Below are 13,540 nucleotides of genomic sequence, written 5' to 3' on the forward strand. Positions count from 1 at the left end.
GTAGATGAAAGGGCGTAGGGGGCGTACTGACGTTGGGTTAGTGATCTAAATCTCATGTTCAGCTCCAGAATAAAAAATTGGAGTGATTATGATCACAAGCCCCCGTTCCATAACTTAACTTTGAATGATGAATTTTTTGTTTACCTATTTTCACTTTCTTGCGAGTTCTGATATTTAGATCACGAAATATTTTTCATGTTCTCATCTTTTTCACAAATTCATGTGTAGAAACGAGCAACATCACGATCACAAACCACCCCGTTTAGTGATAAACATCACAATTAAAGGGCGTAGTTGGGTCAAAATATGCCACAGTGCAAGGTTTCTGAGGCTGATCATGGTCTGGGCCATTTTTCTTCACGTAACATAGCTTCAGAATTAGTTCATAACGGCTTTTGTTTTGATGGTCGGTTATACGCAATCGACTCTCCTTATAAAGACAAGAGCCATGGAATAGGTAACCTTCGACATGTGGATCCCGTCTAAACTGACTCGCCCGGGGCGATTACACAACGCAATCTTAAGACCACGCGTATTAGATCTGCTACAAAATGCCGACTGCTATAAGCTCGTATTATTCCGCTCTCCCGCAGGCTATGGAAAAACCACCATGGCCGCTCAGTGGTTGGTTGATAAACCCAATGTAGGTTGGTACAGCATTGACGACAGTGACAATGATGCCTTCCGTTTCATCAACTACCTGCTGCAATCTCTTAATAAAGCGACGCAAAACGCCTGCCCTAACGCACAAAAGTTAGCGGAAAAGCGTCAGTTCTCATCACTACACTCTTTGCTAAGTGAAGTCTTCGCTGAAATGGCGAACTTTCATCATGAGTGCTTCCTTGTGCTTGATGACTACCACCTCGTTAACAATGACGATGTGCATGAAGCGATGCGTTTCTTCTTAAAGCACATGCCAGACAATCTGACGCTTGTTGTGACAAGTCGCGGTACGCCACCGCTCGGTACAGCAAACTTACGCGTTCGCGATCTGATGATTGAGCTAGGCAACGATTCATTGGCATTCGATACAGAAGAGACAACCCGCTTCTTCAACCAGCGAGTTACGGACGGCGTCGATGACACGACTGCGGGTAGTATCTGTGCCTATGTCGAGGGTTGGCCTTCTGCACTTCAATTAATCGCCCTGCAAGCACAACATCAGAAACGTACACTTGCTCAATCGGCGGAATCGGTTTCTCACTTTAACCACGCCCACCTCTGGGATTACTTAGTGGAAGAAGTCTTTGACCTGCTGGACAAAGAGACTCGCCACTTCTTAATGCAGTGCTCTGTGCTCGACCACTTTAATGATGAATTGGTGTGCGCACTTACTCAGCGTGAGGACGCATTGGGGATGATTGAATCCCTCAACCGATTTGGGCTATTTATCTACCCGTTAGAGGGAGAGAAAAACTGGTACCGCTTCCACAATCTATTCGGTGAGTTTTTGGCTCACGAGCGTCAAGCGCGTATCCCGCAGCAAGAAGCTGAACTGCATAACGCTGCCGCTCAAGCTTGGTTAAAACAAGACACGCCTCATCAAGCTCTTCGCCATGCACAAAGAGCAAACAATGCTGAGTTAATCGTCCAAATCTTAGGTACACACGGCTGGCAAATGTTTAACCAAGGCGAACTCTCTTCATTAGAGATGGCGATCAAGCAACTCACGCCAGATCAGCTTTACAGCGACCCTAAGCTCTCGATGCTACGTGCTTGGTTGGCGCAGAGCCAACACCGTTACGACCAAGTAGGCACGCTGCTAGAAGAGGCAGAGTCTCAATATCAAGCCCGTAATATTGAGCTTGATACCCAGCAGCAAGGTCAATACAACGCACTCCGAGCGCAGGTGGCTATTAACAGTAACGAGCCTGAAAAAGCACTCGAGTTGGCAGAGTTAGCGCTAAGCCAGCTTAATACCACCGTTTACCGTAGCCGTATTGTTGCCACCTCTGTGGTGGGTGAAGTTAACCACGTAATGGGTAACTTAAGCCGCGCATTGCCAATGATGCAGCAAACTGAAAAACTCGCGCGCCAATATCAGGTTTACCATCAAGCACTGTGGGCGATTCTGCAACAGAGCGAAATTCTGATCGCACAGGGTTACGTTCAAGCGGCATTCGAACTGCAAGACAGTGCCTTCAAGCTTATCGAAGAGCACCAACTCCAGTACGTACCGCTTCATGAATTCCTACTGCGTGTGCGTGCTCAGATATGTTGGTGTTGGAACCGTTTAGACGAAGCGGAAGAGTGTTGCTACAAAGGACTAGATATTCTCGGTCACCACTCGCCAAGTAAGCACCTGCACAGCTACTCGATGTTAGCTCGCATTGCACTCAGCCGCGGCGAAATTGATAAAGCTGCCAAGTTTATCGACCAGATTCAGCACCTTCTGCGCCAGTCCACTTACCACGTAGATTGGACAGCCAACGCCTCTCTTTCACTGCTGCTTTTCTGGCAAGTGAAAGGAGATAAAGATTCGATTCAAGATTGGTTGAACGTTGCGGTTCGCCCTGAATCAGCGAGCAACCACTTCTGCCAACTACAGTGGCGTAATATTGTACGTGCACACATCATGTTGGAGCAGTTTGAAGAGGCAGAAGAGGCGCTGGTATTCTTGAAGAGTGAGGCAAAACGATCTCACCTTGTCACTGACACCAACCGCAACTTGATTGTTGAGGCGGTACTGCGTATTCAAACCAACGACGAAGAGAGCGCTCGTGTGCTGCTTGAAGAAGCACTACACATGACCAACCAAACAGGTATGGTCGGCAACTTCCTTGTTGATGGTTCAACGATTGGACACATTCTTGATAAGCTGAGTAATAAACCTGGCCTAGGCGATCTAGAGCGTCACCGTGCGCAACAGATCATGAAAGACATCTCAACCACTCAGCGTAGTCGCTCTGTACACTTCGATGAAGACTTTGTAGAAAACTTGGTCAACCACCCTAACATTCCTGAGCTAGTGCGCACTAGCCCGCTCACACAACGTGAATGGCAGGTACTTGGCCTAATCTACTCGGGCTTTAGTAACGAACAGATCGCACAAGAACTTGATGTGGCAGGTACAACCATCAAGACTCATATTCGTAACTTGTATCAAAAGCTGAATATCGCTAACCGTAAAGAAGCGATCAGTACCGCTGAGAACTTATTGCAGTTAATGGGATACTAAACGGATTCGAGATTCGAGATTCGAGATTCGAGATTCGAGATTCGAGAAAAAACATAAGCTGGTCACCGATGGTGGCTAGCTTTTTTTTGCTTATAAAACAGGCAACACCAACTTACAGACAAAAAAATAGCCAACCGCAATATCCGCGATTGGCTCTATATATGTGTGAACAAAATTCAGGTTCACTAACAACGTCAGTTGGCTAGGTGACCCTCGGCTTAAGAAGGGTCACTTGGTATAAAGCAGGATGCGTGCCAACTTTTAACACACAGTTTTTTGGGGGAATATCGCAAAAATGCCTCTCTAAATGACTCTAGATATGCAAAATGCAATTGCATAATGCAAACAAACGCAATATAAATAAGAAATCAATTTCATTTGAATTGGTAATAATGCGAGTCAAAATAGGGTGCAAGGTTTATTATTTTGCTTCCCAGAATGAATTTGATGACACAATCCATACCGTCTCCGTGGACTAAGAATTAAAGTGACGTCCTCGATTGCATATTCATACTTTTTTTACACCAAAGTTTGTATACTGCACCAAACCATTATTAACTCTCAGAGACAAATGAACTACTTAAGTACTTTCTTTAAAGGCATGGCGATGGGTGCAGCAGATGTTGTGCCTGGTGTATCGGGTGGCACCATTGCTTTTATTACTGGCATTTATGACACGCTTTTAGAAAGCATTCGTCGAATCAACCCTAGTGTTTTAGGTATTTGGAAACGTGAAGGCTTTAAAGCTGCATTCAATCACATCAATGGCTTCTTCTTAATCGCTCTATTTGGTGGTGTATTCACTAGCATCGCTACCTTAGCAAAACTGATCTCTTGGTTACTGGTCGCCCACCCTGTGCCATTATGGTCTTTCTTCTTCGGTCTGATCTTGGTCTCTGTGTTTCACATTCTTAAGCAAGTTGAGAAGCGCGATGCAATACGTGGGCTATTTCTGTTACTCGGCGTTGCTTTTGCTTATAGCATCACAGTTCTTAAACCACTGCATATGGAACCAACCAGCATTAATGTCATGCTTGCAGGCGCGATTGCAATCTGTGCGATGATCCTTCCTGGTATCTCCGGCAGTTTCATTTTGCTACTTATCGGCATGTACACACCTGTACTTGCTGCCGTAAAGGGTTTCCAAATTGACATCCTACTGCTGTTTCTTTCTGGATGTGTGATTGGTCTTTTAAGCTTCTCTCACGTTCTTTCTTGGCTACTGCGTTCATTTAGAGATGTAACTTTAGTCTTCCTAACCGGTTTGATGATTGGCACCCTGCCAAAAATCTGGCCATGGAAAGAGACCATCAGCTGGCGCACTAACTCCAAGGGCGAGCAAGTGCCATTGATTCAAGAGAATCTTTCTCCATTTGAATTTGAATCTATTACTTCTCAACCATCACAATTAGTCCTCGCGGTAATCATGATGATGGCAGCGATTCTATTGGTGCTAGGCCTAGAGAAATTCGCAGAACGAAACGGTCATTAACAGACCAGTAGACAGAAATTAATAGAAACACCTAAAGCGAAGCAAGCAGCTTCGCTTTTTTGTATCTGGAATATCCGAAAAATCCATGACCAATATCCAGATAAATCTCCACTACAAAGCTTCTACCCTCCGCACAAAATTGTTTTTTGATACAAGCACGTAATGAGCTTTGTGATACCATCGCCCCTCAATATAAGGAATGATGAGAGCCCCTATGCACCCAGCACTTAAGGTTGCGATGGTAAGCGCCGCCCTGCTTGCCGGCTTCTTTGGCCCACAACTACTCGAGCAAGTTAATCACGCGCTAGACACTCAAACAGAGCAAGACATCAGTCAGTACTGTATGTTGAGCACGCAAGAGTGCGCTCAAGACTCGGTCACCATGGTGTTTGAGCACGATACTGCTCAACCTCTGGTTCCTGCTACTCTGACCGTCACTTGGGATGGCACCAGTTCTGACCAACTTCAGTTATCACTCAGTGGTTTAGAAATGGAGATGGGTACGGCGAGATTTCAATTAAAGCGCACCGAAGGGAATACATTCCAAGGTGACGTCATTTTACCTGTGTGTACCATGGACAAGATGACATGGCTCGGTGAATTAACCGACGGCAATAATACGGTACACCCAGCAATAAGGATGGAAAGATGAGTAAAAATTGGTCACTCGCATTAGTCGTTGCGTTCGTACTCGGGTTCGGGGTCAAAACCTACCTTGATGAACAGAGTAAAGCTCAAATGCAGCTAGAGAAAGAGCAACAGATCTCAGCAACTACTCTGTTTGGTAAAGACAACCAACCCGTAGAGATCTTCGACGAAAGTGATGCTCGAGTGCGCATTGTGTACTTTGGCTTCACACGCTGCCCAGACGTTTGCCCAACGTCACTAGCCATGTTGGCCGGGGCGCTCAATCAGCTATCTGAAGAAGAAGTCGCGAACGTTCGCCCGATGTTTATCTCTTTAGACCCAGAACGTGATGCTGCAGAAGCATCTTATGAATACGCACAATACTTCCACCTGAATATGGAAGGATTAAGCGGCCCTCTTGATATCACAACAGCGCTGGCTCATAACTACGGCGTGATTTTCCGTAAGTCAGAATTAGAAGGCTCAGAGCTTGAGTACACACTCGACCACAGCTCTTACTTCTACTTTTTAAAACCTGATGGCACCTTGATTACTAAGGTTCCACATACACTTACGCCAGCGCCGATTGTTGATGCAATCAAAAAGCTATAACGCCTAGCGATAGCCGTTAACCGATTCAATTAGATTGTTTAGGGAACCAAGAATAATGAAACTAAAAGCCCTCGCATTAGCAGGTATGCTGCTTTCTTCAGTTGCTCAAGCAAGTGACGTTATGATTCATGACGCCTATGCACGCGCAATGCCGCCTTCCGCTGTGAATAGCGCTGTTTTTACCACTCTGATGAATCACAGCGATGCAGATCGCACGCTTGTCTCTGCCTCGACACCAGCGGCTGGAAAAGTAGAACTTCATGATGTCATCATGGAAGGTGAAGTCATGAAAATGCGTCAGGTTGAAAACATTCAAGTCCCAGCGCATGGCAGCACAGAGCTGAAGCCGGGAAGCTTACACATCATGTTATTTGATTTAGCTGCTCGCCTTGAGGAAGGGCAAAGCATCACTCTAACCCTCAACTACGCGAACGGCGACGCCCAAACTGTCGAAGTTCCTGTCAAAAAAGTGATGAATGGCATGAAGAAAATGGACCATTCTCATCATTAAGTTAGAGTTTCCATTCAAATTCGCATAATAATTGACCATGACAGCTTCTCGTTGTCATGGTTTTTTGTTAAAGTCGCCAAGCAATTTAGAGTCGAGTGGTATAACATTAAGTTATACTCACTACTGTCAATAACTCACCAAGGAGAACGTCCATGATTGTAATGAACCCACTAGCGCCCGTAGTAAAAGAAGCGTACTACTCGTAAGGCAACAACAACTTACTTTCCCTTACGACCAATAAGTTACTTCGTATATATCTGTAACTTGTTATCCAGCATGGTGTAAACATCATTCACACTAAGCTGAAAAATCTAATGATCACTTCTTTTACCCGGTTTGCGCTGCAGACAAGCACAAAACCCGGGGTCCTATCTATTGAATTCGACCCATATTCTCATTTTTTGACATCGCAATAGCGCCAAAGTCGCGAGTTGTATGTCGAGGTATAGCAATGAATTCTAAAAACGCATTTTCCGATCCAATTTCAATCTCGCAACTTGGATGGAAACCTATTTTCCAACAACAGCTAACACTTGAAGATTACGAGCAAGAAAACTTCGTAGCTCGCGTCATCGCACATCACCGAAGCGGCTATACACTTGCTTCTGAGCAGGGCGAAATCCATCTCGCGATTCACCATGCTTTGCCCGCAATGACAGTTGGCGACTGGGTAATACTCAAACCCAACCAACAATTTGAGCGATTATTGGAGCGCCAGTCACTGTTCAGCCGTAAGGCTTCAGGTACTCGAGTAGCGGAGCAATTGATATCGGCCAACGTTACGACCGTGTTTATCGTCGTATCCTTGAACCACGATTTCAATCTAAGCCGCATTGAGCGTTACTTAGCACTAGCTAATGAAGCGAAAGTGGAACCTGTCATCGTCTTAACCAAAAAAGATTTATGTGACGATTCAGATGCCAAAGTAAGCCAAGTTCAGAGCCTGGATCCGTTACTCATGATTGAGACCGTCAACGGACTTGATTTAGAGTCAGTTCAGGTACTCGCACCATGGTGTACATCTGGTGCGACTGTCGCTTTGATGGGCTCATCGGGAGTAGGTAAGTCGACTATCGTCAACTCTCTGATGGCTGAGCAAGCTCAAGCGACGGGTGGGATTCGTGAAGACGACAGCAAAGGTCGACACACAACCACGTCACGTTCACTTCATTTGCTGAAAGACGGTGGTTTGTTGATCGATACTCCAGGAATGCGAGAGCTGCAACTTTCTGAATGTGCCGAAGGTGTCAGTGAAACCTTTGCCGACATCGAAGAGCTTGCCATGAATTGTCGCTTCTCAGATTGCCAACATCAATCTGAACCAGGGTGTGCGATTCAACAAGCACTCGAAAATGGCGATTTAACAGAGCGTCGGTTCAACAACTACCAGAAACTGCTCCGTGAACAAGCTAGAAACAGTGCGACGCTAGCACAGCAGCGTGCGAATTTTAAACAGCTAACTAAGATGTATCGCAGTGTGCAGAATGAAAGCCGTCATCGAAAACAGTTCGATGATTAATATGCATACTTAGTCATCAAATAGCAGACAAAGATAAAGCAATATATGCTGCCAGTGAGAGATCGCTTGGCAGCATTTTTACATCCAAGATATCAATTATGCATACATAGTTTGCATAACCATTCCTTGCCAATCAAAACCACAGACACATCAACTGCATATCCATATTTGTAAAGACTTATATCTTAGATTGCATACATAAATTTAACAATTAGAGCTAAAACACCCACACAGCGCAAACAATCACACCAAAATGAAACTAATCCTAGACACTGAGATTAATCAAGCTAATATGACCGCCCATTCGACTAGTGTATAGTTCGAAATGGTTCCATTTTATAAAAGAAATATCACTATAATAAGTTAACAATTGCAGGTAATTTATGCAAAATCACAACATGTTCGCCCGCATCGCTCGTGGAAATCTCGTTCTACAGATCCTTGCTGGTATTGTATTCGGTGTCGTTCTCGCCATGTTCTCGCCTTCGGCGGCTCAAGATGCAGGTCTACTAGGTAGTCTGTTCGTAGGTGCGTTAAAAGCTGTAGCCCCAATTTTAGTATTCATTCTTGTTGCTGCTTCTATCGCTAACCAAAAGAAAGGTCAGCATACTCACATGCGCCCAATCATTGTGCTTTACTTGATTGGTACCTTCTCTGCTGCTCTAACGGCTGTAGTTCTGAGCTTCATGTTCCCAACGACTCTAACTCTGGTTGCTGGTGCTGAAGGTGCAAACCCTCCTCAAGGCATCACAGAAGTTCTACAAACACTGCTATTCAAATTGGTTGATAACCCAGTAAATGCACTGATGAACGCAAACTACATCGGTATCCTTGCATGGGCGATCGGTCTAGGCCTTGCTCTACACCACGCTTCAGCGACAACCAAAGCGGTATTCGAAGACCTAAGCCACAGTGTTTCACACATTGTTCGCTTCATCATCCGCCTAGCACCTTTCGGTATTTTCGGTCTAGTATCTGCAACATTTGCGACAACTGGTTTCGAAGCACTAGCAAGCTATGGTCAGCTACTGGCTGTACTACTAAGCTCTATGCTGATCATCGCACTGGTTATCAACCCAATCATCGTATTTGTTAAGACTAAGCAGAACCCTTACCCACTGGTTCTTCAATGTCTACGTGAATCTGGTGTAACGGCATTCTTCACACGTTCAAGTGCAGCAAACATCCCTGTAAACATGAACCTATGTAAGAAGCTTAACCTAGACGAAGATACTTACTCTGTATCTATCCCACTAGGCGCAACCATCAACATGGCTGGTGCAGCAATCACGATTACTGTTCTAACACTAGCTGCTGTACACACTATGGGTATCCAAATCGATATCTTCACAGCGATCCTTCTAAGCCTTGTTGCGGCTGTATCTGCATGTGGTGCTTCTGGTGTTGCGGGTGGTTCACTACTACTTATCCCACTAGCGTGTGGCCTATTCGGTATCTCGAACGACGTAGCAATGCAAGTTGTAGCGGTAGGCTTCATCATCGGTGTGATTCAAGATTCTGCTGAGACAGCGCTTAACAGCTCTACAGACGTGGTATTCACTGCTGCGGTATGTAAAGCTGAACAGCAAAAGTCTGACGCATAATCTGAAATTCAGATAAAGATCGCAAAGGGGTAGCCACTGGCTACCCCTTTTTATTTGCTTCGATTCTTATACCAACAACGCTGATTGATTCGTTTCTCGAGACTCAATGAGTATTTTAAACTAACTCTTCCAGTTTGGTTGCACGGTCGACTGACTGAAATCGAGACCAGCGGAACCATCACTTGGTTTGTTGGTTGATGCATCAAACGGGACTTGTGTGTAGTCACTCACTTCTTTTGCTGGTTGCTCTAACGCGACGTCTTCTACTGCCTCTTCAGGCATCACTTCGACACCCTCTTCTGTTTTCTTAGGCACTGGTACTTTACGCTTATAAAGCTTGTTTAGCGCCTTGATTACCGAGTGTTTGGTCACCGCTTCTTGCGAGAGCTTGGTCATAATAGGCTTAGTTAACGCCTGTAATCCAACGATCGAATCAACACCAAGGTTCGCTCCCACTTTGTCACGCTGGGCTTTGGCAGGTTCATAACCAAAGTGAGCAGATAAAAACAACCAGATGTAAGCGATAGCATTACCGTGCTCACCATGGTCAATCCAAGCTTCACCCGCATGGAACATGGCTTCGGTATTGTTCTTCTCCGCAGCACGCTCTAGCCAATAACAGCCTTGTCCGTGGTTTTTCTCGACACCTAAACCATTCAAATAACTCAGACCTAACTTAATCTTTCCGTTGAGATCGTGCTTATCCGCCGCCATTCGAAACCACTCCACCGCATTTTCTGGAGAGTAGTCAGAGTTGTCTTTATCAAGGCACCAATCGCCCATAAACAACATTGCATCGGTGTGCCCACTGGTGGCTGCTTCTTCAATCAGAGCATACCCTTTCGGTATGTTCTTAGTGGTACCTCGACCGTGAATCAAGGCTTGTCCCATATTGAACTTGGCATCGGCATCATTATCTAATGCAGCAATCGCTAGCTGCCAAAAGTTTGCCTGCTCTCTCAAGATCAGGTCTTCTTTACGCTTCATGCTGAGGCGAACAATGCCATACATACCGTTGACATTATCTTGCTGCGCCGCTTTCTCATACCAATACAACGCCTCTTTGATGTTGGTGCGTTCTGCTTCTTTGGCCAAATAGAGGACTGAAGGGATATGGCCAGTCTCAGCTTTGAACAAGCGGTCTTTCTTTTCTTGCAGGCGAGCCTTCTCTATCGCCTTTCGATAAGCGACCTCTCTAGCCTTGCGCTCCTGCTCTAGTCGCTGCTTTCTCAGAGATAAAGAGATCAGCCAAATGACGACTAAAATCAGAGAAAGTGCGGTTGCACCGATAGCGATGCCCATTGTGCTCATAACGTCTCAACTGTTTGTTGTTCAACTAGTGTTTATTTTTATATCGATACTAGTCGATAAATGGAGATTAATAGGCTAAAGAAAGAACCTATAGCCATCATGAGTTTAGTATCTCAGGATTCTTGTGCCATAAGAAGCTAAACCGATTTGTTCAGAATGAAATGCTAGTGGGTGATGTGATATTGCTTCCAACCTAAGTCCTTCACTTGATGTCACTATAGAAAGCAGCCATCTCACCCTTTGACCTTGTAAACCATCATACTCACTCTCGGCATATTTCCCTACTCAAGGTCACGAAAGTGTTACTGCGCTATCGTTTCGTTTATCAGCAATCTGCTAGTTTTAAGAAATAACCTGCCCCATTAAGTTACACCGTAACTCATGGGCAGCTATGCTCCCTCTAATTACCTCATTTATACGCCTCTTTTTTGCTCAATTTTACATTGTAAATCGGGGCACCAAAATTCCTCGGTAAACACCAAATAAAAAAAGCGGCTTGAAACTCATGTCTCAAACCGCCCAAGCTTACCGTTTTTGTCAATTTTACTATTTGTCGCTCTGCATTCTTTCCCAGATAGTCGGTGAGCCAATGTAATCTTGGACACAACTAATGAACTCTTTCACCAACTTTGTCTGCTTTCTATGTGGATACACAGCGTAGATGGCCGTTTCTTCGGTTGATATACGATACTCAGGTAGTAACTGAACAAGTCCAAGGTCTTTCATTGGTGCGTGCAGGTTTGATTGATCCAACAAACCATAACCCAACCCATCACTGACGCCCGAAACAATAGTGCGTACGTCACTCACCTTATAATTACCTTGCAGCGACAACACTTGATACGTATCGCCATTGGGTTGCTCACTAATGCGCAATTGATCGAGCGTCATATCTCCGTTGGTATAAATAATCGCAGGCAACGACAACAGATCCTGTGGCGTTTGCGGCTCACCATGCTCAGCGATAAAATCGTGCGATGCCACCAGCATAAAGTGACTATCTGCTATCTTCTTGGCGATAAGGTTTGATTCAACCAACTTACTGAAACGGAAAGCGATATCAATTTTACCTGCGATGATATTGGCAATCTTATCGTCGAGAGAGAGCACGATCTGAACATCGGGATAGCGACGCATAAATTGAGTCACGATCGGCTGCAAATACTGTTGTCCAAAATAGATTGGCGAGGTAATCCGCAACACACCTTTAGGTTCAGACTGATACGAGTCGGCAATGCCTTGAATCTGATTTAAGGTGTCTTGAAGCACACGCGCTTGCGCTAAGATCTCTTCACCCGCAGAAGTCAGTGAAAACGATCGTGTGGATCGATTGAGCAGCTGAACACCAAGGTCAAATTCTAAGCGCTTGATCTGCTTAGACAAAGACGAATTATCCATGTCATGAAGCGTTGCTGCTTTGGTAAAAGATCCCTGTTGAACCACATCAAGGAACAGAAGTAATTGGTTGGTATTTAACACATGACTCTCTTTAGAAAATAGATTCGGTTATCGTTCATCTTTCGGCGTATCCATCACCACCATGGTTGTGATGGATTGTACTTGAGGGCACTCACCCAACACATCCGCATGAAACTTTTTATAGCTGGGTAAATCTTGAGTTTCCACCCGCAAAAGGTATTCGTTCGCCCCAGTAATGTTATGGCACTCGACTACCTCTTTTTCCAAACTTACATGATCTTCAAACTCTTGCTGCGCTGCTTTGCTGTGACTTGATAAACCAATAGAAACATACGCGATAAAGCCAACGCCCATTAAGGTGTTATCGAGCACGGCACGATAGCCCTGAATCACGCCTTGTTTCTCTAGTTCCTGAACGCGGCGCAATGTCGCAGACGGAGATAAACCGATGCGCTCCGAGAGCTCAATATTGGAGACTCTGCCGTCCGCTTTCAGCTCAAGCAATATCCTTTCGTCAAATCTATCCATATGTGAATTTAATTGTGCAATTAGTGAATTTAACTCGAATAAAAGCACATAATTGCCCGACTTTCCACTTAGTATGAATCGTGACCGGTCAGACACAACTGTAATTTTCACTATTTAGGAACAACGCCATGCCTTTTGAACAACTTACCGCACTCGCGTTATTTGCGTTTGTCTCGACCTTCACACCTGGCCCAAACAACATCATGTTGATGACTTCGGGCGCAAATGTAGGCTTCACCAAGACCATCCCACACATGCTGGGTATCGCACTTGGCTTCGCCATTATGCTGCTATTGGTCGGCTTTGGCTTAATGGGTTTGTTCCACAGCTTCCCTATTATTCACCAAGTATTGAAATATCTGAGCTTGGCTTACCTGGTTTATTTAGCGATTAAAATTGCTACCAGCGGTAAAGCAGAAGAGAAGGAAAGCTACAAGCCGATGTCTTTTCTGGCTGCTGCAAGCTTTCAGTGGGTTAACCCGAAAGGCTGGTCGATGGCATTAACGGCAATTTCGGTTTACAGCACCGGCAGCTCATGGGTTGAGCTCGCAATCATCGCCGCTATCTTTACGCTTGCTAACCTGCCATCCGTGACATTTTGGACAGCAGCGGGGAAACAGCTCCAGCACTGGTTGACGACTCCCTTGCGCATTAAAGGCTTCAACTACGCGATGGCATTGTTGCTGTTAGTTTCGACCGTACCAATGATTTAAGTCCTTGCTGATCTATTTCTTACTCG

General features: G+C 45.1%; 11 protein-coding genes. 8 read left to right on the top strand and 3 right to left on the bottom strand.

Features of this window, described 5'->3' with window-relative positions; all coding sequences use genetic code 11:
- The first annotated feature begins 469 nt into the window (after positions 1–469).
- The 7 genes from malT to sstT all read left to right on the top strand — a co-directional run bounded on the left by malT (position 470) and on the right by sstT (position 9,543).
- Positions 470–3,178: an HTH-type transcriptional regulator MalT gene (malT, locus tag AC6R05_RS21840; protein ID WP_032550533.1), complete on the top strand. Its 2,709-nt coding sequence runs from the start codon at positions 470–472 to the stop codon at positions 3,176–3,178.
- 571 nt (positions 3,179–3,749) lie between these two features.
- A complete protein-coding gene (locus AC6R05_RS21845; RefSeq protein ID WP_032550534.1) occupies positions 3,750–4,670 on the top strand; it encodes a polyprenyl-phosphate transporter in 921 nt (306 codons plus the stop codon).
- Positions 4,671–4,884: 214 nt separating this feature from the next.
- Positions 4,885–5,322 carry a hypothetical protein gene (locus AC6R05_RS21850; RefSeq protein WP_150896787.1) on the top strand — a complete coding sequence of 146 codons (438 nt, stop codon included), beginning with the start codon at positions 4,885–4,887 and terminating at the stop codon, positions 5,320–5,322.
- Entirely contained in the window at positions 5,319–5,909 is a 591-nt protein-coding gene (locus AC6R05_RS21855) for an SCO family protein (RefSeq protein ID WP_500648603.1), read from the top strand. The genes AC6R05_RS21850 and AC6R05_RS21855 overlap by 4 nt, the downstream gene beginning before the upstream one ends.
- Positions 5,910–5,964: 55 nt before the next feature.
- Positions 5,965–6,420: a copper chaperone PCu(A)C gene (locus AC6R05_RS21860; protein ID WP_500648604.1), complete on the top strand. Its 456-nt coding sequence runs from the start codon at positions 5,965–5,967 to the stop codon at positions 6,418–6,420.
- A 451-nt stretch (positions 6,421–6,871) separates the two neighbouring features.
- Positions 6,872–7,939, top strand: coding sequence for a ribosome small subunit-dependent GTPase A (gene rsgA, locus AC6R05_RS21865; RefSeq protein ID WP_500648605.1), 1,068 nt, complete (start codon positions 6,872–6,874; stop codon positions 7,937–7,939).
- Positions 7,940–8,322: 383 nt separating this feature from the next.
- Complete coding sequence (gene sstT / locus AC6R05_RS21870) at positions 8,323–9,543, top strand: serine/threonine transporter SstT (RefSeq protein WP_032550540.1); 1,221 nt, start codon at positions 8,323–8,325, stop codon at positions 9,541–9,543.
- 120 nt (positions 9,544–9,663) lie between these two features.
- On the opposite strand, the gene AC6R05_RS21875 is transcribed toward sstT, so the two are convergent.
- The 3 genes from AC6R05_RS21875 to AC6R05_RS21885 form a co-directional block, all read right to left on the bottom strand.
- On the bottom strand, positions 9,664–10,845 hold the full coding sequence (locus tag AC6R05_RS21875; protein WP_500648795.1) for a tetratricopeptide repeat protein: 1,182 nt from the start codon (positions 10,843–10,845) through the stop codon (positions 9,664–9,666).
- Between the two features lie 555 nt (positions 10,846–11,400).
- Positions 11,401–12,333 carry a LysR family transcriptional regulator gene (locus tag AC6R05_RS21880; protein WP_500648606.1) on the bottom strand — a complete coding sequence of 311 codons (933 nt, stop codon included), beginning with the start codon at positions 12,331–12,333 and terminating at the stop codon, positions 11,401–11,403.
- A gap of 27 nt (positions 12,334–12,360) precedes the next feature.
- Entirely contained in the window at positions 12,361–12,801 is a 441-nt protein-coding gene (locus tag AC6R05_RS21885; protein ID WP_032550543.1) for an Lrp/AsnC family transcriptional regulator, read from the bottom strand.
- A 128-nt stretch (positions 12,802–12,929) separates the two neighbouring features.
- Between AC6R05_RS21885 and AC6R05_RS21890 the strand changes: the two genes are divergently transcribed.
- Positions 12,930–13,514, top strand: a complete 585-nt coding sequence (locus AC6R05_RS21890; RefSeq protein ID WP_032550544.1) for a LysE family translocator — start codon at positions 12,930–12,932, stop codon at positions 13,512–13,514.
- Positions 13,515–13,540: the final 26 nt, after the last annotated feature.

It is taken from the genome of Vibrio sp. R11-SG3-ISO9 (assembly GCF_059834255.1).